We start from the raw sequence: 21,764 nt of genomic DNA on the forward strand, positions 1-21,764 counted from the left end.
GGGCGGTGCGATGTCACGGGCAGCACTCCTCGTCCTGGCCGACGGCCGCTTCCCCGCCGGCGGGCACGCGCACTCGGGCGGGGCGGAGGCCGCCGTCAAGGCCGGGCGGATCACCGGCGCCGCGAGCCTGGAGGACTTCTGCCGGGGCCGGCTGCACACCGCCGGGCTGGTCGCGGCGGCCCTCGCGGCGGCGGCCGCGCTCGGCGCCGACCCCGCCGGACTGGACGCGGCGGCCGACGCCCGCACCCCGTCCCCGGCCCTGCGGGCCGCTGCCCGGCGCCTGGGCCGGCAGCTGCTGCGGGCCGCCCGGGCGACCTGGCCGTCGCCCGGACTCGACGCCGTGGCCCGGCAGTTCCCCAAGGGCGCCCACCAGCCCGTCGTGCTCGGCCTCGCCGCCCGGGCGGCCGGACTCGGACCCGGGGACGCGGCGCACTGCGCGGCGTACGAGAGCGTCAGCGGACCGGCGACGGCCACCGTGCGGCTGCTGAGCCTCGACCCGTTCGACGCGACCGGGGTCCTCGCCCGGCTGGCCCCCGAGCTGGACCGCGTCGCGGACAGCGCGGTGGAGGCGGCACGCAGGGTGGCCGACGAGGGCACCGACGCACTGCCGGCGGCCTCGGCACCGCTGCTGGAGGTCATGGCCGAGGCCCACGCCGCCTGGCCCGTCCGGCTGTTCGCGTCCTGATCCCGCCCGCCCTTTCGACCAACTCCCCCCACGGACAGTGGCCTTCCGCCGGCTGCGGGCCACTCGCACAAGGAGCCGTACATGCACCTGGACCACACCCACCCGGGCCCCGCCGCCGTCAGCGCGGACGCCCGTCGTCCCGACGGCAGCCGCCGCGCCCTGCGCATCGGGCTCGGCGGCCCCGTGGGCTCCGGCAAGACCGCCACCGTCGCCGCGCTCTGCCGGGCGCTGCGTGACGAGCTGTCCCTCGCGGTCGTCACCAACGACATCTACACCCGCGAGGATGCCGAGTTCCTGCTCCGGGAGGCCGTGCTGCCGCCCGAGCGGATCACCGCCGTCGAGACGGGCGCCTGCCCGCACACCGCGATCCGCGACGACATCTCCGCCAACCTCGAAGCCGTCGAGGACCTGGAGGACGCGGTCGGCCCGCTGGACCTGATCCTCGTGGAGTCCGGCGGTGACAACCTCACCGCCACGTTCTCCAAGGGGCTCGTGGACGCCCAGGTCTTCGTCATCGACGTGGCCGGCGGCGACGACATCCCGCGCAAGGGCGGCCCCGGTGTCACCACCGCCGACCTGCTCGTCGTCAACAAGACCGACCTCGCCCCGTACGTCGGCTCCGACCTGGCCCGGATGGCCGCCGACGCCAAGGCCCAGCGGGCCGAACTGCCCGTCGTCCTGCAGTCGTTGCGCGATGAGCGGGGGGTCGCGGACGTGGCCGCGTGGGTGCGCGGGCGGCTCGCCGCGTGGACGGCGTGACCGTCACCGGGGTCCGCGGGCACGCCCGGATCGTCGCCCGCGCCGACGGCCGCGGCGGTACGGCGCTGCCCGTCCTGGACGGCGAGGGCCCGCTGGCGCCGCGGCGCACCCGGTCGACCGGCCCCGGGGCGAAGGTCATGGTCGTCGGCGCGATGAGCGGGCCGCTCGGCGGTGACCGCTTCACCCTGTCCGCCCGGCTGGAGGAGGGCGCCCGACTGCACGTCGGATCGGCCGCCGCCACCCTCGCCCTGCCGGGCCAGACCAAGGACGCGGCGCGCTACGACGTCCGCCTCGACGTCGCCGACGGGGCCGAACTGCACTGGCTGCCCGAGCAGCTGATCGCCGCCGAGGGCAGCGACCTGTACGTCACCACCCGGGCCGAACTCGCCGCCGGTGCCCGGCTCGTGCTGCGCGAGGAGCAGGTGCTGGGGCGGACCGGGGAGCAGCCAGGCCGGCTCACCAGCCGGCTGACCGTGCGGATCGCGGGCCGCACCGTGCTGGACCAGGAGCTGTCCTGCGGCCCCGGCGCGCCGGGCGGCTGGGACGGGCCGGCGGTACTGGCGGGGTACCGTGCGGTGGGCCAACTCGTCGTCGTACGTCCCCGGTTCGCGCGGTCCCCGGTTCCGGCGCAGGTACTGGGGGAGGGCGCGGCCCTGGTTCCGCTGGCCGGTCCGGCGGTTCTGGTCAGCGCCGTCGCGCCGGACGCGCTGCGGCTGCGGCGGCTGCTGGACGAGGCGTCGGCCCGGCTGGACTGAGCCGGGACCGGCGGTCCGCGGCACGAACATGATCGTCCGGTTATCGGATTGGTAAAGATGCCCGGCAAACCCTGTTCCCCGCGACCCCGCAGCCGAGAGGATCCCCGCCTGACCACTCACAGCGAGACGCGGAGGGCCCACTTGAGGGAGAACAGACCGAAGAGCCGCCTCCTGGCACTCGGTTCCGCCGGCGCACTCGTCACCGCCACCCTGATCGCCGGCGTCGTGTCGGCGCCCACGGCCGGTGCCGTCGGCCGGACCGCGCCGGACCGGGAGGCCAAGGGCGCGCAGACAGCCGCCGCCCGCGCCGCCAAGGCCGGCGTCAAGTGGCAGGACTGCCCGGCCGACTGGGGGCTGGAGAAGCCCATCCAGTGCGGCTGGGTCAGCGTGCCGCTCGACTACGCGCACCCCAACGGCAAGCAGATCAAGCTGGCCGTGGACCGCATCGGCAACACCGGTACCAAGAAGGAGCGCCAGGGCGCGCTCGTCTACAACCCGGGCGGTCCCGGTGGCTCCGGCCTGCGCTTCCCGCGCCGGGTCACCACCAAGAACCCCATCTGGGCGAACGTCTCCAAGGCGTACGACTTCGTCGGCTTCGACCCGCGCGGCGTCGGCCACTCGGCGCCCATCTCCTGCATCGACCCGCAGGAGTTCGTCAAGGCGCCCAAGATGGACCCGGTGCCCGACAGCCGTGCCGACAAGACCGCGCAGCGCAAGCTGGCCCGCGCCTACGCGGACGGCTGCGCCAAGCGCAGCGGCGCGATGCTGCCGCACATGACCACGCCGAACACCGCCCGCGACCTGGACGTCATCCGCGCCGCACTGGGCGAGAAGAAGCTCAACTACCTCGGCGTGTCCTACGGCACCTACCTGGGCGCCGTCTACGGCACCCTCTTCCCGGGCCACCTGCGCCGCATGATCGTGGACAGCGTGGTCAACCCGAAGCGGGAGAAGATCTGGTACCAGGCCAACCTGGACCAGGACGTCGCCTTCGAGGGCCGCTGGAAGGACTGGCAGGACTGGGTCGCCGCCAACGACGCGGCCTTCCACCTCGGCACCACCCGCGCCGCCGTCCAGGCCAAGTGGCTCGAACTGCGGGCCACCGCGAAGAAGCACCCGATCGGCGGGGTCGTCGGTCCGGCCGAACTGATCTCCTTCTTCCAGAGCGCGCCGTACTACGACTCCTCGTGGGTGCCGGTCGCCACCGCGTTCAGCAAGTACTTCGCCGGTGACTCCCAGGCGCTGGTCGACGCGGCCGCCCCGGACCTGTCGGACACGGCGGGCAACATCGCGGCCGAGAACAGCAACGCCGTCTACACGGCCGTCGAGTGCGCCGACGCCAAGTGGCCCACCAGCTGGTCGAAGTGGGACCGGGACAACACCCGGCTCAACAAGGACTACCCGTTCCTGACCTGGGCCAACGCCTGGATGAACCTGCCGTGCGCCACGTGGTCGGCCAAGCAGCGCACCCCGATCGACGTCACCACCCACAAGGGCCTGCCGAAGGTCCTGATCGTGCAGTCCACCCGTGACGCCGCCACCCCGTACGACGGCGCCGTCGCCCTGCACAAGCGCTTCAAGGGCTCCCGCCTGATCACCGAGAAGGACGCGGGCTCCCACGGCGTGACCGGCCTGGTCAACCCCTGCATCAACCAGCGCGTCGACGCCTACCTGCTCGACGGCACGCTGGACGGCAAGGACGTGACCTGCGCCCCGCACGCCACGCCCAAGCCGTAACGCCGCCGGAACGGTGACGAGGGGCGGCCGGAGTCTTCCGGCCGCCCCTCCGCCGTGCGGAGGTCAGGCCAGCGGCGCGCGCGGGAGCCCGCGCCCCGGCTTCCGCTGCGCGGTCTGCCGCTCCTTGACGACGGCCGCGTACTCGTCGACGTACTCCTGCCCGGACAGCGCCAGGATGGCGTAGATGATCTCGTCGGTGACCGCCCGCAGGACGGCCTTCTCGTTCTCCAGGCCGGCGTAGCGGGAGAAGTCGAGGGGCTCGCCGAAGCGGATGGTCACCGGACGGATCCGGGGCACGAGCCGGCCGGGCGGCTGCGCCTCGAACGTGCCGATCATCGCGCAGGGCACCACCGGCACGCCCGCCCTGAGGGCCATCACGGCGACCCCGACCTTGCCCTTGTACAGCCTGCCGTCGTGCGAACGGGTGCCCTCCGGGTAGATGCCGAGCAGCTCACCCTTGCGCAGCACCCCCAATCCCTCGCGGATCGCGGCCTGCCCCGCCTCCTTGCCCGAGCGGTCCACCGGAATCTGCCCGGCGCTGCGGAAGAAGGAAGCGGTGAGCCGGCCCTTCACCCCGGACCCGGTGAAGTATTCCGCCTTCGCGAGGAAGGTGATGCGGCGCTTCAGTATCGCCGGCATCAGGAAGTGGTCGGAGAAGGACAGGTGGTTCCCGGCGACGATCGCCGGCCCCGACGCGGGCACGTGCTCCAGGCCTTCGATCCGCGGACGGAAGACCAGTCTGAGCACCGGTCCCAGGAACACGTACTTGAGCAGGTAGTAGAACACGGCTCGCTCCTCTTCTCACCGGCTCCTTCCGGAGAACCGTAGCCATGTTCGGCCGGTCCCATGCCGATCCGTCCCCGATGCGACGAGCGGGAGACCACCGGATCGACGGGATCATCCCGGTGAGTCCGCCGCGGCACGGTAGCGGGGAGCCAGGGTGACACCGGAACCATCGCGCAGGGCCGACTCCGCGTCCGCCAGTCGCGCCGCGGCCGCGGACTCGGCCAGCCCGGGCACGCAGAACACCTCCCCGGCGGCCAGGGCGGCGAGGGAGGCCGTGACCACGTCGGCAGCGGGCATCCCGCCGTCGTCGTGGACCCGTGCCTCCCCGGGCACCGGAACCCGGCCGGTGCCGAGGTGGAACTCGGTGGCGGTGAGTCCCGGGCAGACGACCTGGACGCGCACGGAAGTCCCCGCCAGCTCCGCCGCGAGGGTCCTGGTGAACGTCACGACGTAGCCCTTGGTGCCCCCGTAGACGGCCCGGTACGGAAGGGGATCGGGCGGCAGGTCACCGGCGAACGCCAGCAGCGAGGCGACGTTGACGACCGCTCCCCGGCCGCGCGCCAGCATCCCCGGGACCGCCATCCGGGTCAGCACCGTCGGCGCGACCACGTTCACGTCGATCACCCGGGTGAGCAGGGCCGGGTCCGCCTCGTGGAAGGGCCCGTACCCGTTGACTCCGGCGTTGTTCACCAGCAGGCCCACGTCGTCGGCGGCGACCCTGTCCGCGACCCGGGCGAGGTCCGGGGGCCGCGCGAGGTCGGCCACGATCGTCTCCACCCCCACGCCCGCCTCCTCGCGCAGCCGCCGGGCCAGGGCGTCCAGCCGCTCGGCGCGCCGGGCGACCAGCACCAGGTCCCTGCCGCGCCCGGCGAGCCGCAGGGCGTACTCGGTGCCGATGCCCGACGACGCCCCGGTCACCACGGCCGTACCGGCTGCCTCGTCGCGTCCCATGCGCGGTCCCTTCCTTTCCTGCTCCCGTCCTTTCCTGCTCCCGCCGCATCACGGCGGCCCGCCTCCGGCGAGTGCACGCGAGGCTCAGGGGTGATCGGGCTGCTGTGCCGGAGGCACTCCGCCGCCCTTGGCGCCCTTGTCCGTGCCGTGCGGGTGACCGCCGGCACCGCCGTCCCCCTCGGCCGCCTTCGTCCGGCGGCTGTCCTCGGGGGTGGCCGCACCCTTGTCGTTGCGCCGCAGTTCGGGCTGCTGGGGATTGGGCATACGCCGGACCTCCTCGTGCTGCGTGGTGGTGCTTGCTCCGGGCGGCGTCCCGGTTCCCAGGCGGCCCGGGCTCACGCATGGCGCCCGCCCGCAGCCGGTCCCGCGCTCCCACGGACGGTCAGCGGTTGAACAGCAGCCGCGGTACCGCGTTGCGGGCGAGCGCGTGGGCCTGCTCGGGCCACCAGGTGCCGGCGGGCGGGTCGACGACGCCGTACTCGGGATCGATCGTGCCACCGGTGTTGCGCGTGCAGCTGCCGTCGGACTCCCCGGGGACCTTGATCCAGAGATAGGCGTCGACGAGCGGGACGCCGGTGTCGGCCGTGGGACGCGGACCGAGACCACGGCCGGGCGCGTTGCACCAGGCCTCCGGGTCCCCGCTGTACTTGCCCGGCTCCGGGGTCCAGGCGCCGCGGCCGTTGCGACTGGTGTCGATCACGAAGTGACGCAGGTCGCCGGCCGGCGGGGTGCCCGTGTTCTGGTCGTACCAGGCGTCGGTCCACCGCCAGGTCGAGGGGTCCGCGGAGGAGACGCTGTCGCCGGGGGAGCCGTCGTTGGGGGCGGCGGACGAGTAGTACTGACTGGCGCACCAGTCGGTGTGCCCGCGTGCCTGCTCGGGGCCGTCGGTGGCGAACCACATGCACTTCGCTATCCACGTGCCGTAGCGGGCGTTGTGCTCGGTCGGATGGTTGTTGGACACGTTCAGGGCGAAGCCGTCGCCGGCGCGGACCCCGGCGTCCAGCAGCCGCTGCGCGATGTCGCCGACGGACCGCCACTGCACGTTGCCCGCGTCCAGGTACACGGCGGTGTGCGGCCGGGCCTTGAGCGTCCGGACGGCGTAGGCGAGGTCCGCGAGGCGGGCGGCCGTGAGCGTGCCGGTCGGGTCGGTGGCCGGCCCGCAGTCCTTGGGGAGGAGGGCCAGGCCGTCGGGTTCCACGACGACCGCCGCCCTGCTGTCGCCGATGCCGGCGGCCACGGCGTCGATCCACTTCCGGTAGGCGGCGGAGGATTCGGCTCCGCCGCTGGAGTACTGCGTGCAGTCCCGGCCCGGGATGTCGTAGGCGACCAGGACGGGCGTGCGGTGGACGGCCCGGGCCCGGCGGACGAGACGATTCGCCTTGGCCCGCGTCTGGTCGGGCGTGCCGTCGGTGAACCACTCGGCCTGCGGCCAGCTCGCGAGCCTGGCCATGTTCGCGGCGTCGTCCAGGTCGCCGTTCCGCAGGTCCGCCAGAGCCTGCTGCGCGGCCTTGCCGTGCGGGTCCACGTAGAACTTCGTGGCCGGGGTGATCGCGTCCCGCGGTGCCGGCGCGGCCTGCGCCTGCGTCGCGGCGAGGGTGGCACAGGCGGTGAGCGCCGCGATGACGGCAGCCGTCCGGTGCCACGGTCCGCGTGCTTTCATTGCTGCTCCTCGTGGAGGGGGAGAGGGGAAGGGGAGCGGTCGCCGCCCGGCGTACCGGGTCACGGCCACCGGAGCCGGTGGCTCAGTAGCCGTAGATCATCTTGTAGGCCACCTCGGGGAGGAACTGTCCGGCCGAGGAGCCGGCCCCGGCGCCGCAGTTGCCGTCCGACTCGCCCGGGGTCTTGATCCACAGGAGCATCTCGGCGCCTCCGCCCAGCCGGGTGGGGGTACCGATGCGGCGACCGGAGGGGTTGCACCACTGCCCGTTCGAGCCGTTGCCGTTGCGGCTGGTGTCCACGACGAACGGCTTGGTGTAGCCGTAGCGGGCCTTCAGTTCGCTGTTGACGGCATTGCCGTAGGCGGTGTTCTCGGCGGTGGTGAAGTAGTTCGAGACGTTGAGCGAGAAGCCGTGGGCCTGGCGGAGGCCGGCGTCGTGGAGGCGCTGGGCCATGGTCGCGGCACCGGCCCAGCCCGGGTTGCCGGCGTCCAGGTAGACCCAGGTGTTGGGCGCCTGACGGCTGAACTGGGTGAGGGCCCCGGTGAGCATGCCCTGGCGTTCGGTGATCTGGGCCTGTGTCATGCAGCCGTAGTCCCCGAGGGAGTCCGGTTCGAGGACGACGACGGCGGGGCGGCCCGCGATCCCGCCGGCGAACTGGGCGATCCAGGTGGCGTAGGCGGACGCCGAGGCGGCGCCGCCGGCGGAGTGTCCGCCGCAGTAGTCCCGGTTGTAGATGTTGTAGGCGACGAGGACGGGCAGTTTGTCCCTGGCGTCGGCGGCTCCCGCGTACGCCCCCGTGGCGCTGCCGATGCTGCCGCTCCAGGAGCCGCCAGCGGGCCATGGGGGTACGGGCGATGGAGGCGGCGATCGAGGGCGCGCGGCCGTCGCCGGGGTTGGCGGCCACCCACCGCTGTGCGCTGGAGTCGGGGTCCACGTAGAAGCCGTTGGTCAGGGTGGTCGGGTCGGCGGCGTGCGCGGACGGCGCGGCGGCGAGTGCCAGCGGCAGGGCGGACAACGCCGCCGCGAGGACGCGGAGTCTGCGGCCCATGTCGGTACCTCGGTTTCCTGGCGGGGATGCGTCGCGCGCCCTCGTCCAGGGCGTGCGACGCGCTGAGGAAGTGCGGTGGTACGACACCCGGAAGCGTTCGCCGATGATCTTGGGAGCGCTCCCACTGGAAGCGTTCCCAGCCACACGGAGCCTTCTGGGCGTGGTCGGTATCGTGTGGTGGAGCGGCCACACTGTCAAGAGGGGACGGAGCGCTGGCCCGGACCCGGGCGACTGGTCTACGCTCAGCGACTGGAACCGCTCCCAGACGGAGCACCAGGGCGCGCACGGCAGGTCCGGCCGGGCGGGCGGGCGGGAGGGAGGGCTCGGGACGATGGCAAGGAACGCGCTGCGTCGGCAGCCGACGCTCGACGAGGTGGCCGTACGCGCGGGCGTCTCCCGTTCCGTGGCCTCCCGCGCCCTCAACAACGCCCCGCACGTCAGCCCCGCCAAGCGGGAGGCGGTCGAACGCGCCGTCCGGCAGCTCGGCTACGTGCCCAATCCGACTGCCCGCGCCCTGGCCACCCGGCAGACCGGAGCGGCCGCCCTGGTCGTCTCGGGGGAGGATCCCTCGATCTTCGCGGATCCGTTCTTCGCCCAGGTGATCGTGGGCGCGTCGGCCGCCCTGGAGGAGGCCGACCTGCATCTCATGCTGTGCCTGGCCGCCTCGGACCGGGGGCGCAAGCGGGTGGCCGAACTCATGCGGTCCAAGGGTGCGGACGGCGTCATGCTGATGGCGCTGCGCGAGGACGACCCGCTGGCCCGGGTGGCCGAGGAAGCGGAGATGCCCGTCGTCTTCGGCGGACGCCCGGTGGGGCCGGCTCCGCGGTGGTACGTGGACGTCGACAACCTCGGCGGAGCACGCGAGGCGACCGAACACCTCGTCTCGCGCGGCCGGACCCGCGTGGCCACCCTCTGCGGGCGCCTGGACACCGGGGCCGGGCGTGCCCGGTACCGCGGTTACCGGGACGCCATGTTGGCCGCCGGCCTCGATCCGCTCCCGCCGCGGGAGGGGGACTTCACCGAGCCCAGCGGAGCCGCGGCCATGGCCGCGCTGCTGGCGGACCACCCCGAGGTGGACGGCGTCTTCGCGGCGAACGACAACATGGCGGCGGGAGCGCTGCGCGCCCTGCGGGAGGCCGGCCGGCAGGTCCCCGCCGACGTCGCCGTGGTCGGCTTCGACGACCTGGCCGTCGCCGGGATCACCGATCCGCCGCTCACCACCGTCCACCAGCCCATAGCGGCACTCGGCCGGGAGATGGCGCGCATGCTCGTCGCGCTCGTCGACGGCCAGGACCCCACCCCGCTGATCCTGCCCACCCGCCTGGTCACCCGTGCGAGCGCCTGAGAGCCGGGTGTGGTGATGCGGCCGTACGCGAGGGCGACGGCGACCGGGGGATCCCGGACGGCACGGCCCGCGTGCCCCCGCACACCGGCCGCGACCCGCTTCCGTACGATGTCCCCGATGACCGGCACCCGAGCACCCGCCCCGCGACCGCCCCGGCGGCCGTGCCGCGCGCTGCTCGTGCTCGCCGTGCTGGCCGGGCTCCTCGGCATGCACGCACTGGCGCCCGGCGGGGGCATGGCGCACGCCGGACACGCGCACACACCGGTCGCCGTCACCGTTGCCGTCACCGCGCCGGACGACTGTCCGGACGGTGCCGGTCACTGCGGCGGCCACCAGCTGCACCACGCCGACTCCGGCTGTGTCTCGGGCGCGCCGGACGGCGGCCCGCAGCTGCCCGTGCCGGTTCCCGGCCCCGTGGCCGTCCTGGCCCCGGCAGGCTGCCCGCGCCCCGGCCCGGCCAGGGCTCCGGAGGGCGCCCGGGCCCCGCCGGACCTGGCCGAACTCCACATCCTGCGGATCTAGAGGCCGCCCCGGCCGCCCGCCCTGCCGTAGCGCGGGTGCGGCGGTCGCGCTCACGCGTGCCCGACATCCCTCGGATCAGCAGGAGTTCCCGCATGACCCTCCGTACCCCGACCCTCCGTACCCCGGCCCGCCGTACGGTGCTCGCCACGGTCGCCGTGACCGGCGCCCTCCTCCTCGCGGCCTGCGGAAGCGACCGTGACACCGGCCCCGGCAACGACAACGGCGTCCACGGCGCCTCCGCCTCGCCGAGCCCGTCGGCCACCGCCCACGACGCGCAGGACGTCTCCTTCGCGCAGGGCATGATCCCGCACCACCGGCAGGCGCTGGAGATGGCGCGGCTGGCCGCCGGCCGGGCCGCCTCGGCCCGGGTGAAGGACCTCGCCGCACGCATCGAGAAGGCCCAGGACCCGGAGATCCGCACCATGTCCGGCTGGCTGACGTCCTGGGGCGAGGACGTCCCCATGGCCGGCATGGACCACTCCGGCCACTCCGGCATGCCGGGCATGGGTGGTATGTCCGGCATGATGAGCGAGGCCGACATGACGGCCCTGGAGAAGGCCACCGGCAAGGACTTCGACACCAAGTTCCTGGCGATGATGATCGACCACCACCGGGGCGCCGTCGAGATGGCCACCACCGAGAAGGAACAGGGGCGGTACGGCCCCGCCAAGGCCCTGGCGGACGACATCGTCACCGCGCAGAACGCCGAGATCAAGGAGATGAAGCAGCTCCTCGGCAGCAGGTGACGCAACGGCGGGCGGGGGCCGGTGCCGCCACCGGCCCCCGCCCGCCCGTCCCTCAGGCCAGCACCTTCTCCAGCGCGGCCAGCGCGGACCGCAGCTCCTGCGCCGTGATCGTCAGCGGCGGCGCCAACCGGATCGTGGAGCCGTGGGTGTCCTTGACCAGGATCCCCTCGCGCATCAGGCGCTCGCTGATCTCGCGCCCGGTGCCGAGCGCCGGGTCGACGTCCACGCCGGCCCACAGCCCGCGCGAGCGGAACGCGGTCACGCCCTTGCCGACCAGCTCGGTCAGCCCGTCCCGCAGGACCACGCCCAGCTCGGCCGCCCGGCGCTGGAACTCGCCGGTCTCCAGCAGCTCGACCACGGCCGTGCCGACCGCCGCCGCGAGCGGGTTGCCGCCGAACGTCGAGCCGTGCTCACCCGGGTGCAGCACACCCAGCACCTCGCGCCGGGCCACCACGGCCGAGACCGGCACGATGCCGCCGCCCAGCGCCTTGCCGAGCAGCAGCACGTCCGGGACGACGTCCTCGTGCTCGACGGCGAGGGTACGGCCCGTGCGGCCGAGGCCGGACTGGATCTCGTCGGCGATGAACAGGCAGCCCTTGCGGCGGGTCAGCTCGCGCACCCCGGCGAGGTAGCCGTCGTCCGGGATGATGACACCGGCCTCGCCCTGGACGGGCTCGATCAGCACCGCCGCCGTGGTCTCGTCGACCGCCTCCTCCAGCGCCGCCAGGTCGTTGTACGGCACGATCCGGAAGCCGGGCGTGAACGGGCCGAAGCCGGCCCGGGCCGTCTCGTCCGTGGAGAAACTGACGATGGTCGTCGTCCGGCCGTGGAAGTTCTCCGCCGCGACCACGATCGTCGCCTGCCCGGCCGGCACGCCCTTGACGTCGTACGCCCACTTGCGGGCCACCTTGATGCCGCTCTCCACCGCCTCCGCGCCGGTGTTCATCGGCAGCACCATGTCCAGGCCGGTCAGCGCCGTCAGCCGCTCGGCGAACTCCGCGAGCCGGTCGTTGTGGAAGGCGCGGGAGGTCAGCGTCAGCTGGTCGAGCTGGCGGTGGGCCGCCTCGACGAGCGCCGGGTGCCGGTGGCCGAAGTTGAGGGCCGAGTAACCGGCCAGCATGTCGAGGTAGCGGTTGCCCTCGACGTCCTCCACCCAGGTGCCCTCGGCGCGGGCCACCACCACGGGCAGCGGGTGGTAGTTGTGCGCGAGAACCGGCCCCTCCGCGCGGATCAGGTCGTCGGGCGTACGCGTGCGCGCGGGTGCGGTCATCAGCGGATCTCCTGGGTGCAGCACTTGATGCCGCCGCCGGCCTTGTGGAACTCGGACAGGTCGACGGGGACGGGGACGTAACCGTGGTCGGCGAGGCGTTCGGCGAGCGCCTCGGCGCGGGGCGCTATGAAGACGTTACGGCCGTCGGAGACGGAGTTCAGGCCGAACGCCACCGCGTCCTCGCGGGTGGCGAGCACCGCGTCCGGGTACAGCCGCTTGAGGACCTCCCGGCTGCCCGGCGAGAACGCCTCCGGGTAGTAGCAGACGTTGTCGTCGTCGAGGACGAACAGCGCCGTGTCCAGGTGGTAGAAGTACGGGTCCACCAGGGTCAGGCCGATCACCGGGTGGCCGAGGAACTCCTGTGCCTCCCGGTGCGCCTCCCGGGTGGTGCGGAACCCGGTGCCGGCGAGCACGTACCGGCCCGTCCACACCAGGTCGCCCTCGCCCTCGGTCACCGACTCGGGGCGGTACACGTCGTAGCCGGCCGTCTTGAACCAGGTGTCGTAGTGGACCGACTCGGGGCGCCGCTCCGGCGCGTGGAACAGGGAGCCGAAGACCCGGCCGCCGACGACGAACGCCGCGTTCGCGGCGAAGACCATGTCCGGCAGGCCGGGGACCGGCTCGACGGAGTCGACGGTGTGGCCGTGGGTCCGGTAGGCGCGGATCAGCGACTGCCACTGCTCCTGGGCCAGGTCCACGTCGACGGGCCGGTCGGGATGCATCCACGGGTTGATCGCGTACTGGACGGCGAAGTGTCTGGGTTCACAGACGAGGAAGCGCCGGGAACGCGGCACACGGCTGTCGGGCACAGAGGGTTTCCTCCGTCTTCCTGTGTGTCACTGAGGGGTGACACCACGGTAGGAAGGGAGGGGGACGGGCGACAAGCGCGAAGGGCTGCGCAGCCGCGCAGCATCACTGCGTTCTCGGAGCGTCACACGCACGATACCTGCGCCCTGCCCGGTCACTCGAAGGCCGTCACTCGGGGGCCGCGTAGGTGGCGCCGGCCTCCGGGCTCTCCGGGAGCAGATGGGACAGCACCATCACACTGATCGTCTTCCGGATGAACGGCTCGGCCCGGATCCGCTCCAGCACCTCCTCGAAGTGCTCCACGTCCCGGGCGCGCACGTGCAGCAGCGCGTCGGCACCGCCGGTCACCGTCATCGCCGCCGCGATCTCCGGATGGTTGCGGACGACCTCCGCGAGCCGCCGGGGTGGCGCCGCGCCCTCGCAGTACACCTCGACGTACGCCTCGGTGCGCCAGCCCAGGGCGGAGGGCTTGACCGTCGCCGTGAACCCGGTGATCACCCCGGTCTCGCGCAGCCGGTCCACCCGCCGTTTGACCGCCGTGGCGGACAGCCCGATCGCCGCCCCCATCTCGGCGAAGCTGGTCCGCGCGTTCGCCATGAGCGCGGTGATGATCCGGCGGTCCAGCTCGTCGAACGAGGGCGTCCTGCTGTTCATGCGGGCACTGTAGCCAGCCCCGCCCCGGCCGCGCTGGTCAGGACTGGGTGACGACCAGGGCGAGGGTCAGCAGCCCCAGCACCACCCATCCGAACCAGAGCCAGCCGCTGCTGCCGAGCGCGACCGTGTAGGCGGTCACGAGGACCAGCCCGCCGACCGTCAGAGCCCCCATCGCCCTGGTGGAACCGTTCGTGGTACCGGCCATCGCGACACCCTCCTCGTGGTCCGTCCCTGACCATGGTGCCCCGGTTTCCGGGACACGGCGCCTGCCCGGAGGATACGGCCGCTCAGCCCTCGCGCGCGTTCAGCGAGGCCAGATAGGCGTTGTACGCCTCCAGCTCCTTGTCACCGTCCCGGTCGGCGGCCCGGTCCTTGCGCTTGGCCTGCCGCTGCTCGGAGCCGTACCACTGGAACAGCAGCGCGATCAGCACCAGCACCGACGGGATCTCGCTGAACGCCCAGGCGATGCCTCCCGCCGCGCTCTGGTCGGACAGCGCGTCGATGCCGAGCGAGGCGGGCGGGGTGCGGAAGGTCTCCACCATCGGCGTCGACGCCATCATCAGCGCGATGCCGAAGAACGCGTGGAACGGCATGCCCGCGAACAGCTCCAGCATCCGCATCAGGTGACCGGGCCGGTGCGGGCCCGGGTCCACACCGATGATCGGCCAGAAGAACACCACACCGACCGCGAGGAAGTGCACCATCATCGCCGCGTGCCCGGTCTTCGAGCCCATAAGGAAGTCGAAGATCGGCGTGAAGTACAGGCCGTACAGGCTCGCGATGAACAGCGGGATCGTGAACGCCGGGTGGGTGATGATCCGCATGTACCGGCTGTGCAGCAGCATCAGCAGCAGCTCGCGCGGGCCCTTGTGGCCCTTGCCGGCCGCCGGCAGCGCGCGCAGCGCCAGCGTCACCGGGGCGCCGAGCAGGATCAGGATCGGCGACAGCATGCTGATCACCATGTGCTGCACCATGTGCACGCTGAACATGACCATGCCGTAGTCGTTGAGCCTGGTGCACATGACCAGCGCGATCGTGAGCACGCCGACGACGTACGACACCGTGCGCGACACCGGCCACGCGTCCCCGCGCCGCCGCAGCCGGAGGACACCCCAGCCGTACAGCGCCAGACCGGCGAGGCAGGCCACGAGGAAGAACGGGTCCGCCGACCACTGAAGACCCCGCCCCAGCGTGAACGGCGGCAGATCCATCATCATGCCGTGTCCGCTGTGATCCATCCGGCGGCTCCTGGTTCGTGGGGGTTGTGCGGTGTCTGTCCACAGGTGTCTGTGTCCGCACCAAGAGTAGAACCGGCCCCGGTCACCTCGGTGACCGGGGCCGGTTCGTCCTCACCCGGACCACTCGGTCACAGGACGCACTCCGCCTCGTCGTACCGCTCGGTGGGTACCGTCTTCAGCGTCTCCACGGCCTCCGCCAGCGACACCATCACGATGTCCGTCCCGCGCAGCGCCGTCATCATGCCGAACTCGCCGCGGTGCGCGGCCTCCACGGCGTGCCAGCCGAACCGGGTCGCCAGCACCCGGTCGTACGCGGTCGGCGTGCCGCCCCGCTGCACATGCCCGAGGATCACCGGACGCGCCTCCTTGCCGAGCCGCTGCTCCAGCTCGACCGACAGCTGCCGGGCGATACCGGCGAACCGCTCGTGGCCGTAGACGTCCTTGCCGCCCTCGTCGAACTCCATGGAACCCGGACGCGGCTTGGCCCCCTCCGCGGCGACCACGATGGCGAACCGCTTGCCCGCCGCGAACCGCTCGCCGACCTTGCGCGCCAGCTCCTCGATGTCGAAGGGGCGCTCGGGTACGACGACGGCGTGCGCGCCGGCCGCCATGCCGGAGTGCAGCGCGATCCAGCCGGTGTGCCGGCCCATGACCTCCACGATCAGCACCCGCTGGTGCGACTCGGCGGTGGTCTTCAGCCGGTCCAGCGCCTCCGTCGCCACGGTCACCGCGGTGTCGAAGCCGAAGGTGACATCGGTGACGGCGATGTCGTTGTCGATGGTCTTGGGCACGCCCACGATGGGCAGCCCGTTGTCCGACAGCAGCCGGGCCGCCTTCAGGGTGCCCTCACCGCCGATCGGGATGATCGCGTCCAGACCCAGTTCCGCGACGTGGCCCCTGGCCCGCTCCACTCCGTCCCGCAGGTGCTCGGGGCGGACCCGGGAGGAGCCGAGGATGGTGCCGCCGCGGGCCAGGATGCCGTTCACGGCGTCGAGGTCGAGCTTCAGGTAGTCGCACTCCAGGAGGCCTTTCCAGCCGTCCCGGAAACCGATGACCTCGTCGCCGTGGTCGGCGACGGCACGGTGCACGACGGACCGGATGACGGCGTTCAGGCCGGGGCAGTCGCCGCCGGACGTGAGGACACCAATGCGCATAGCCCGAATTACCTTCTCAACGTGGGCCGGGTAACCGGACCACGTTGTCCGGCGGATTCCCGGCCACCCTACCGGCGCGAGGGGGTGGCCCCGTAGCGGGCGTCCGCCTGCTGGACGCGCCCGCACATGTGAGCGGACGGCCCGTCAGGCGGGCCCGCCGAAACCGGTGAAACGGGCAACTCGGGCTGCTGCGCAACTGTGTCTACGCAGGCTGCTGCGCAACTGTGCCTACGCAGGCTGCTGCGCAACTGTGCCTACGCAGGCTGCTGCGCAACTGTGCCTACGCAGGCTGCTGCGCAGCCGCGATGCGCTCGTTGCGGAGCGCCTCGTACCAGCGGTCGTCGATCGGCGGCAGCGCGTTCACGTCCAGCGCCAGCTTCAGCAGCAGGTCGGCGATCAGCGGGTTGCGGGCCAGGACCGGCCCGTGCATGTACGTGCCGAAGACCGTCCCGTTGTACGCGCCCTCCGTGCCGTCCCCGGTGCCGTTGCCCTTGCCGATCTGCACGCGGGCCAGGGGGCGGGCGGTGGGGCCGAGGTGGGTGACGCCCTGGTGGTTCTCGAAACCGGTCAGCGGGGGCAGGCCGAGCTGCGGGTCGATGTCGGCCAGCACGTCACCGACGCACCGCTCGCCCTCGCCGCGCACGGACACCACGTCGAGCAGGCCGAGACCCGGCTCGCGCTGGCCCAGGTCGTTGATGAACTCGTGGCCGAGGATCTGGTAGCCGGCGCAGACGGAGAAGACGATCGCGCCGTTCTCCACCGCCCGGTGCAGGTGCCCGTCACGGCGCAGCCGCTCGGCCGCGAGCCGCTGCGGACGGTCCTCGCCGCCGCCGATCAGGTAGATGTCGCCGGAGGTCGGGATCGGCTGGTCGCTGCGCACGTCGAGCCGGGCCACGTCCAGTCCGCGCTGCCGCGCCCGGCGCTCCACCACGAGGGCGTTGCCCTGGTCGCCGTAGGTGCTGAGCAGGTCCGGGTAGATCCACACCAGCCGCAGTTGGTTGTCGCTCATGAGTGATCGCCCTTCGAGGATCAGAAGATCAGTTGCCGACGCGGCGGCGCAGGTCCTGGAACGCGGTGTAGTTCGCGATGACCTCGATCCGGCCCGGCGGGCACATCTGCACCGCCTGGTCGAGGTCGTCGCAGACCTGGAAGTGCTGGTTCGCGACCTCCAGGCGGACGGCGAGGTCCAGCTTCCGGTCACCGACGACGAAGATCGGGTGGCCGGTCAGCCGGGTGTAGTCGACGTCCCACAGCCAGGAGGTGTCGGTGCCGTCGGCGCCCCGGGCGTTCACGGACAGGATCACCGGCGCGGGCGGCGGGTCGATCAGCGAGAACGTCTCCAGCCAGCCGGCCGGGTTCTTGGCCAGCAGCAGCCTGAGGTCGCGGTTCTGGAACTGGACGACGTCGTACCGTCCGGCGACGGCCTGCACCTGGTACATCCGCTCCAGGGCGACCTGCGGCGGCACCCCGAAGACGGCGGCGACGGCCGCGGAGGACGCGGCGTTCGCCTTGTTGGCGCGGCCCGGCAGCTGCAGGTGGATCGGCCAGGCGGACCCGTGCGGGTCCAGCACGTGGTCCCCGGACAGCGCCCAGGTCGGCGTGGGCCGGCGGAAGCCGCACTCACCGCAGAACCAGTCGTCGCCGGGGCGCTGCATCACGCCGCCGCACGACGGGCAGGACCAGGCGTCGTCCTTCCACATCTGCCCGGCGGCGACCCAGATCACATTCGCGGAGGAGGACGCGGCCCACACCACCAGCGGGTCGTCGCAGTTGGCGACGACGACGGCCTTGGAGCCGGCCAGACCCTCCCGCCAGTTCTCGGCGAGCATGCGGGTCTCGGCCGCCCGGTCCAGCTGGTCGCGGGAGAGGTTCAGCAGGGCGATGCACTTGGGGGAGGTGTCCCGGGCCACTCCGGCCAGGTACTTCTCGTCCACCTCGATGACGCCGAACTTCGCCTCCGAACCGCCCGCCAGCGCCGAGGTGATACCGGCCGGCATGTTGGCGCCGAGCGCGTTCGACACGACCGGGCCCGCGGCGCGCAGCGCCTCCGCGATGAGCCGGGTGGTCGTGGTCTTGCCGTTGGTGGCGGACACCAGGACGACGTCCAGGTTCTGGGCGAGCCGCCCGAGCAGATCGGGGTCGAGTTTCAGCGCGACCCGGCCACCGATCACCGACCCGCTGCCGCGTCCCGCGGCCCGCGATGCCGCAGCGACCGCCTTGCCCGCGGTCACGGCCAGCTTGGCCCGCGGCGAGAGCGGGTCCGAGTTGCCTGCCATCAGTTCTCGATCCTCCTTGCGTACGCGCCGCGCCTCAGGCCATCCGGCAACGTGGTGTGAACCTCAGCCTATCGAGATCCGTTCCCGCACCCGAATCCCGGTCCAGGGGTTGGGCGGCGGGCATGAGCTGAACGAACCGTACCCTTGCCGCCATGCGACACGGTTCCATTCCGGGCGCCCGCGGGCGCGTCCGGCCCCTCACCCTGCTCGGCGACGCGGTGCTGCGCGAGCCCTGCCGGGACGTCACCGACTTCGGCCCCGGCCTCGCGGACCTCGTGGAGGACCTGTTCGCCACGATGTACGCGGCGCGCGGGGTGGGTCTGGCCGCCAACCAGATCGGTGTCGGTTTGCGGGTGTTCGTCTACGACTGCCCTGACGACGAGGACGTCCGCCACCTCGGCCACGTGGTGAACCCGCGGCTGGTCGAGGCCGACGGTGTGGTGGTCCGGGGCCCGGAGGGGTGCCTGTCCCTGCCCGGCCTGGAGGCGGGGACCGAGCGCTATGACCACGCGGTGGTCGAGGGCCTCACGATGACGGGGGACCCGGTCACCGTCCACGGCACCGGCTTCTTTGCCAGATGCTTGCAACACGAGTGCGACCACCTGGAGGGCCGGGTGTACGCGGACCACCTCACGGGGTGGCGGAGGCGGAGGCTGCTGAGGCAGGTGTCCAGGGCCTCCTGGGGCCGGGCGGGCACGCCGGCCTGAGCGGGCGCGCACCGGCCTGAACCCGGGCGGGCGCGCACCGGCCCGGGGGTGCGGGGCCGTCAGAACCCCGGGCCACCCACCCGGTCGCCCGCCGCCGCGAGGCGGCCCCATAGCAGGTCGGCGAGGGACCGCACCAAGTCGGCCCGGGAGCAGGGGCGTTCGCCCAGCCACCAGTCACCCGCGGCGTGCATCATGCCGACGATCCCGTGCCCCCAGACCCGGGCCAGCCGCTGGCTCTCCGGGCCGAGGTCGACCCGCTCCTCGATGACCTGGGCGAGCTCCTCGCCCATCCGCCGCAGCAGGGGGGCGCTGTGCTTGCCCACGTCGAAGCCCTGGTCGCCCCCGGTGCTGCCCTCCGCCGGGTGCATCAGGAACCGGTACACCTGGGGCCGGGCCTCGATCGCGGCGAGGTAGGTGTCCAGCGTGGACTCCACCCGCTCGCGCCGGTCGACGGGCGCGTCGAGGGCCGCCCGCAGGGAGGCGAGCAGCGCGTCGGTGTGCCGTTTGGCGAGCGCCGCGTACAGTCCGCCCTTGTCGCCGAAGTGCCGGTAGAGGATCGGCTTCGTGATGCCCGCTTCCGCCGCGATCGCGTTCATCGACGCCTGCGGGCCGTCGCGCAGCACCACCCGGTCGGCGGCCTCCAGCAGCTCGCGCCGTCGGCGGTCGGCGGACCGCTGCTGCTCGGTCCGCTGCGTGGTGTCCATGTGCTCTCCCCACCCGTGCTGATTCGGTGACGCCTGCGCAAACTAACACTGCCCGTGCCGCCGGCTTCGAACGGGCCGCGGGGGTGTCATCACCGGTTGACTTTTCCTACCGATCAGTAACAGACTCGGGTTACCGCTAGTAACATCGCACCGCCGCCGCTGGAGGGGACATGGCCGAGTTCACCATGGAGCTGAACGAGGAGCAGAGGGAAGTACGCGACTGGCTCCACGGCTTCGCCGCGGACGTGATCCGCCCGGCGGCGGCCGAGTGGGACGAGCGCGAGGAGACGCCCTGGCCGGTCATCCAGGAGGCCGCGAAGGTCGGCATCTACTCCCTCGACTTCTACGCCCAGCAGTACTTCGACCCCACCGGCCTCGGCATCCCCATGGCCATGGAGGAGCTGTTCTGGGGCGACGCCGGCATCGCCCTGTCCATCGTGGGCACCGGCCTCGCCGCCGTGGGCGTCCTCGCCAACGGCACCGAGGAGCAGATCGGCACCTGGATCCCGCAGATGTACGGCGACCAGAACGACGTCAAGGTCGCCGCGTTCTGCTCCTCCGAGCCCGACGCCGGCTCCGACGTCGCCTCCCTGCGCACGCGTGCGGTGTACGACGAGGCCACGGACGAATGGGTGCTCAACGGCACGAAGACCTGGGCGACCAACGGCGGCATTGCCAACGTCCACGTCGTCGTCGCCAGTGTCGACCCGGAGCTGGGCTCCAAGGGCCACGCCTCCTTCATCGTCCCGCCGGGCACGGCCGGCCTGTCCCAGGGCCAGAAGTTCAAGAAGCACGGCATCCGCGCCTCGCACACCGCCGAGGTCGTCCTCGACCAGGTGCGCGTGCCTGGCTCCTGCCTGCTCGGGGGCAAGGAGAAGCTGGACGAACGCCTGGCCCGGGCCCGGGAGAGGGCGAAGGCGGGCGGCGAGCGAAGCGAGATGGGGGTCCCCCCGGCCGGAGGCTGGGGGAGGGTGAAGAACGCGGCGATGGCCACGTTCGAGGCGTCCCGCCCGGCCGTCGGCGCCATGGCGGTCGGCACCGCCCGCGCCGCGTACGAGGTCGCCCTCGACTACGCCAGGACCCGGGAGCAGTTCGGCCGGCCGATCATCGACAACCAGGGGGTCGCCTTCCAGCTGGCGGACATGCGGACGCAGATCGACGCCGCGCGGCTGCTGGTGTGGCGGGCGTCCTGGATGGCGGTCAACGGCAGGCCGTTCACGGCGGCCGAGGGCTCCATGTCCAAGCTGTTCGCCAGCGAGACCGCGAAGAAGGTGACCGCGCAGGCGATACAGATCCTGGGCGGCAACGGATACACCCGTGAGTACCCGGTCGAGCGGATGCACCGGGACGCGGCGATCTACACCATCTTCGAGGGCACGAGCGAGATCCAGCGGCTCGTCATCGCCCGGACGCTGTCGGGGATGCCGATCCGGTAGCTCACCGGTGCCGGAGCGGCGTGAGCTGCTCGATGTCGTACTTCGCCCGCAGCGCCTCGATCGCCTCCTGGTCCGGCGGGCCCCCGTCGGCCAGGATCTCCAGCAGTTCCTCGAAGTAGCGCTCGTGGTCCGGCGGGGGGGAGGCCTGGAAGAACATCCTGGCCGGTGCCTCCGTCGGATTGGCGAACGCGTGGGGGCAGCCCGGTGGTACGACGATGACCGTGCCCGGCGTCGCGCGCACCACCCGGTTGCCCGAACACGACTCCCACCTGCGCCAGTTGTCGGGGGTGCGCACGCGCGGCTCGAAGGCGAGGACGTCCAGCTCGCCTTCGAGGACGTAGAACAACTCCTCGCTGCGCGTGTGCACATGGGCGCCCACGTCGAAGCCGGGCGGGACCTCCACCTCGAAGGTGGAGGCCATCCGCGAATGGGTGCCGGTGACCTTGAAGGTCACCCGCTGGGCCGGGGTCGCGACGACCCGGCCGTGGCCCGGCGGCACGTACAGTCCCTCGGTCCCGGTCATGGG

At 72.7% G+C, this 21,764-nt stretch carries 23 protein-coding genes and 1 pseudogene; 9 read left to right on the forward strand and 15 right to left on the reverse strand.

Annotated features, from left to right (window positions below; genetic code table 11):
• Nucleotides 1–10 precede the first annotated feature (10 nt).
• The 4 genes from IE312_RS00720 (at nt 11) to IE312_RS00735 (ending at nt 3,936) form a co-directional block, all read left to right on the forward strand.
• Entirely contained in the window at nt 11–685 is a 675-nt protein-coding gene (locus IE312_RS00720) for an urease accessory protein UreF (RefSeq protein WP_189977253.1), read from the forward strand.
• An 81-nt stretch (nt 686–766) separates the two neighbouring features.
• Entirely contained in the window at nt 767–1,444 is a 678-nt protein-coding gene (gene ureG, locus IE312_RS00725) for an urease accessory protein UreG (protein ID WP_189977255.1), read from the forward strand.
• Nucleotides 1,432–2,199, forward strand: coding sequence for an urease accessory protein UreD (locus tag IE312_RS00730; RefSeq protein WP_370467494.1), 768 nt, complete (start codon nt 1,432–1,434; stop codon nt 2,197–2,199). The genes ureG and IE312_RS00730 overlap by 13 nt, the downstream gene beginning before the upstream one ends.
• 141 nt (nt 2,200–2,340) lie before the next feature.
• Nucleotides 2,341–3,936 carry an alpha/beta hydrolase gene (locus IE312_RS00735; RefSeq protein ID WP_189977256.1) on the forward strand — a complete coding sequence of 532 codons (1,596 nt, stop codon included), beginning with the start codon at nt 2,341–2,343 and terminating at the stop codon, nt 3,934–3,936.
• Between the two features lie 63 nt (nt 3,937–3,999).
• Here the strand turns inward: IE312_RS00735 and IE312_RS00740 are convergent, their stop codons facing one another.
• The 5 genes and pseudogenes from IE312_RS00740 to IE312_RS00760 form a co-directional block, all read right to left on the reverse strand.
• On the reverse strand, nt 4,000–4,722 hold the full coding sequence (locus IE312_RS00740; RefSeq protein ID WP_189977258.1) for a lysophospholipid acyltransferase family protein: 723 nt from the start codon (nt 4,720–4,722) through the stop codon (nt 4,000–4,002).
• Nucleotides 4,723–4,833: 111 nt separating this feature from the next.
• Nucleotides 4,834–5,673, reverse strand: a complete 840-nt coding sequence (locus IE312_RS00745; protein WP_189977260.1) for an SDR family NAD(P)-dependent oxidoreductase — start codon at nt 5,671–5,673, stop codon at nt 4,834–4,836.
• An 84-nt stretch (nt 5,674–5,757) separates the two neighbouring features.
• A complete protein-coding gene (locus tag IE312_RS00750) occupies nt 5,758–5,937 on the reverse strand; it encodes a hypothetical protein (RefSeq protein ID WP_189977262.1) in 180 nt (59 codons plus the stop codon).
• 118 nt (nt 5,938–6,055) lie between these two features.
• Nucleotides 6,056–7,333, reverse strand: coding sequence for a glycoside hydrolase family 6 protein (locus IE312_RS00755; RefSeq protein ID WP_189977264.1), 1,278 nt, complete (start codon nt 7,331–7,333; stop codon nt 6,056–6,058).
• Nucleotides 7,334–7,415: 82 nt separating this feature from the next.
• A pseudogene (locus tag IE312_RS00760) lies at nt 7,416–8,379 on the reverse strand (glycoside hydrolase family 6 protein).
• A 331-nt stretch (nt 8,380–8,710) separates the two neighbouring features.
• On the opposite strand from IE312_RS00760, the gene IE312_RS00765 reads away from it, so the two are divergent.
• The 3 genes from IE312_RS00765 (at nt 8,711) to IE312_RS00775 (ending at nt 10,992) form a co-directional block, all read left to right on the forward strand.
• Complete coding sequence (locus IE312_RS00765; protein WP_189977266.1) at nt 8,711–9,724, forward strand: LacI family DNA-binding transcriptional regulator; 1,014 nt, start codon at nt 8,711–8,713, stop codon at nt 9,722–9,724.
• A 117-nt stretch (nt 9,725–9,841) separates the two neighbouring features.
• Nucleotides 9,842–10,246, forward strand: a complete 405-nt coding sequence (locus tag IE312_RS00770; protein ID WP_189977267.1) for a DUF6153 family protein — start codon at nt 9,842–9,844, stop codon at nt 10,244–10,246.
• Nucleotides 10,247–10,338: 92 nt separating this feature from the next.
• Nucleotides 10,339–10,992 carry a DUF305 domain-containing protein gene (locus IE312_RS00775; RefSeq protein ID WP_189977269.1) on the forward strand — a complete coding sequence of 218 codons (654 nt, stop codon included), beginning with the start codon at nt 10,339–10,341 and terminating at the stop codon, nt 10,990–10,992.
• 52 nt (nt 10,993–11,044) lie between these two features.
• On the opposite strand, the gene rocD is transcribed toward IE312_RS00775, so the two are convergent.
• The 8 genes from rocD to IE312_RS00815 form a co-directional block, all read right to left on the reverse strand.
• Entirely contained in the window at nt 11,045–12,262 is a 1,218-nt protein-coding gene (gene rocD, locus IE312_RS00780) for an ornithine--oxo-acid transaminase (RefSeq protein WP_189977271.1), read from the reverse strand.
• Nucleotides 12,262–13,071, reverse strand: a complete 810-nt coding sequence (ddaH, locus tag IE312_RS00785) for a dimethylargininase (protein ID WP_189977273.1) — start codon at nt 13,069–13,071, stop codon at nt 12,262–12,264. Before ddaH ends, rocD begins: the two co-directional genes overlap by 1 nt.
• A 166-nt stretch (nt 13,072–13,237) precedes the next feature.
• The gene (locus tag IE312_RS00790; protein ID WP_189977275.1) at nt 13,238–13,723 is read right to left on the reverse strand and encodes an Lrp/AsnC family transcriptional regulator; all 486 of its coding nucleotides are present in this window, start codon (nt 13,721–13,723) and stop codon (nt 13,238–13,240) included.
• Nucleotides 13,724–13,760: 37 nt separating this feature from the next.
• On the reverse strand, nt 13,761–13,928 hold the full coding sequence (locus tag IE312_RS00795; protein ID WP_189977277.1) for a hypothetical protein: 168 nt from the start codon (nt 13,926–13,928) through the stop codon (nt 13,761–13,763).
• An 82-nt stretch (nt 13,929–14,010) separates the two neighbouring features.
• Nucleotides 14,011–14,961: a cytochrome c oxidase assembly protein gene (locus IE312_RS00800; protein ID WP_189977279.1), complete on the reverse strand. Its 951-nt coding sequence runs from the start codon at nt 14,959–14,961 to the stop codon at nt 14,011–14,013.
• Nucleotides 14,962–15,089: 128 nt separating this feature from the next.
• Complete coding sequence (locus IE312_RS00805) at nt 15,090–16,115, reverse strand: 6-phosphofructokinase (RefSeq protein WP_189977281.1); 1,026 nt, start codon at nt 16,113–16,115, stop codon at nt 15,090–15,092.
• A gap of 280 nt (nt 16,116–16,395) precedes the next feature.
• Entirely contained in the window at nt 16,396–17,124 is a 729-nt protein-coding gene (locus IE312_RS00810; RefSeq protein WP_189977283.1) for a type 1 glutamine amidotransferase, read from the reverse strand.
• Between the two features lie 28 nt (nt 17,125–17,152).
• On the reverse strand, nt 17,153–18,391 hold the full coding sequence (locus IE312_RS00815; protein ID WP_189977285.1) for a MurT ligase domain-containing protein: 1,239 nt from the start codon (nt 18,389–18,391) through the stop codon (nt 17,153–17,155).
• Between the two features lie 152 nt (nt 18,392–18,543).
• Here IE312_RS00815 and def point away from each other — a divergent pair, with 152 nt between their 5' ends.
• Nucleotides 18,544–19,098: a peptide deformylase gene (gene def, locus IE312_RS00820; RefSeq protein ID WP_189977287.1), complete on the forward strand. Its 555-nt coding sequence runs from the start codon at nt 18,544–18,546 to the stop codon at nt 19,096–19,098.
• A 59-nt stretch (nt 19,099–19,157) separates the two neighbouring features.
• Here the strand turns inward: def and IE312_RS00825 are convergent, their stop codons facing one another.
• Nucleotides 19,158–19,802, reverse strand: a complete 645-nt coding sequence (locus IE312_RS00825) for a TetR/AcrR family transcriptional regulator (protein WP_189977289.1) — start codon at nt 19,800–19,802, stop codon at nt 19,158–19,160.
• 170 nt (nt 19,803–19,972) lie between these two features.
• Here IE312_RS00825 and IE312_RS00830 point away from each other — a divergent pair, with 170 nt between their 5' ends.
• Nucleotides 19,973–21,238 (forward strand): acyl-CoA dehydrogenase family protein, encoded by a 1,266-nt coding sequence (locus tag IE312_RS00830; RefSeq protein ID WP_189977291.1) that lies wholly within the window; start codon nt 19,973–19,975, stop codon nt 21,236–21,238.
• 1 nt (nt 21,239) lies between these two features.
• Here the strand turns inward: IE312_RS00830 and IE312_RS00835 are convergent, their stop codons facing one another.
• Nucleotides 21,240–21,761: a cupin domain-containing protein gene (locus tag IE312_RS00835; RefSeq protein WP_189977293.1), complete on the reverse strand. Its 522-nt coding sequence runs from the start codon at nt 21,759–21,761 to the stop codon at nt 21,240–21,242.
• Nucleotides 21,762–21,764: the final 3 nt, after the last annotated feature.

Source organism: Streptomyces capoamus (assembly GCF_014654935.1).
In the GTDB taxonomy this organism is placed as follows: Bacteria; Actinomycetota; Actinomycetes; order Streptomycetales; family Streptomycetaceae; genus Streptomyces; species Streptomyces capoamus.

What these genes read in the sequence shown, in the direction of transcription:
- IE312_RS00800 (WP_189977279.1), bottom strand. Translation starts at nt 14,961, where the DNA reads ATGGATCACAGCGGACACGGCATGATGATGGATCTGCCGCCGTTCACG.
- IE312_RS00755 (WP_189977264.1), bottom strand. Translation starts at nt 7,333, where the DNA reads ATGAAAGCACGCGGACCGTGGCACCGGACGGCTGCCGTCATCGCGGCG.
- ureG (WP_189977255.1), top strand. Translation starts at nt 767, where the DNA reads ATGCACCTGGACCACACCCACCCGGGCCCCGCCGCCGTCAGCGCGGAC.
- IE312_RS00720 (WP_189977253.1), top strand. Translation starts at nt 11, where the DNA reads ATGTCACGGGCAGCACTCCTCGTCCTGGCCGACGGCCGCTTCCCCGCC.
- IE312_RS00750 (WP_189977262.1), bottom strand. Translation starts at nt 5,937, where the DNA reads ATGCCCAATCCCCAGCAGCCCGAACTGCGGCGCAACGACAAGGGTGCG.
- IE312_RS00805 (WP_189977281.1), bottom strand. Translation starts at nt 16,115, where the DNA reads ATGCGCATTGGTGTCCTCACGTCCGGCGGCGACTGCCCCGGCCTGAAC.
- IE312_RS00795 (WP_189977277.1), bottom strand. Translation starts at nt 13,928, where the DNA reads ATGGCCGGTACCACGAACGGTTCCACCAGGGCGATGGGGGCTCTGACG.
- def (WP_189977287.1), top strand. Translation starts at nt 18,544, where the DNA reads ATGCGACACGGTTCCATTCCGGGCGCCCGCGGGCGCGTCCGGCCCCTC.
- IE312_RS00765 (WP_189977266.1), top strand. Translation starts at nt 8,711, where the DNA reads ATGGCAAGGAACGCGCTGCGTCGGCAGCCGACGCTCGACGAGGTGGCC.
- rocD (WP_189977271.1), bottom strand. Translation starts at nt 12,262, where the DNA reads ATGACCGCACCCGCGCGCACGCGTACGCCCGACGACCTGATCCGCGCG.
- IE312_RS00825 (WP_189977289.1), bottom strand. Translation starts at nt 19,802, where the DNA reads ATGGACACCACGCAGCGGACCGAGCAGCAGCGGTCCGCCGACCGCCGA.
- IE312_RS00775 (WP_189977269.1), top strand. Translation starts at nt 10,339, where the DNA reads ATGACCCTCCGTACCCCGACCCTCCGTACCCCGGCCCGCCGTACGGTG.
- IE312_RS00745 (WP_189977260.1), bottom strand. Translation starts at nt 5,673, where the DNA reads ATGGGACGCGACGAGGCAGCCGGTACGGCCGTGGTGACCGGGGCGTCG.
- IE312_RS00830 (WP_189977291.1), top strand. Translation starts at nt 19,973, where the DNA reads ATGGCCGAGTTCACCATGGAGCTGAACGAGGAGCAGAGGGAAGTACGC.
- IE312_RS00770 (WP_189977267.1), top strand. Translation starts at nt 9,842, where the DNA reads ATGACCGGCACCCGAGCACCCGCCCCGCGACCGCCCCGGCGGCCGTGC.
- IE312_RS00790 (WP_189977275.1), bottom strand. Translation starts at nt 13,723, where the DNA reads ATGAACAGCAGGACGCCCTCGTTCGACGAGCTGGACCGCCGGATCATC.
- IE312_RS00835 (WP_189977293.1), bottom strand. Translation starts at nt 21,761, where the DNA reads ATGACCGGGACCGAGGGACTGTACGTGCCGCCGGGCCACGGCCGGGTC.
- IE312_RS00810 (WP_189977283.1), bottom strand. Translation starts at nt 17,124, where the DNA reads ATGAGCGACAACCAACTGCGGCTGGTGTGGATCTACCCGGACCTGCTC.
- IE312_RS00815 (WP_189977285.1), bottom strand. Translation starts at nt 18,391, where the DNA reads ATGGCAGGCAACTCGGACCCGCTCTCGCCGCGGGCCAAGCTGGCCGTG.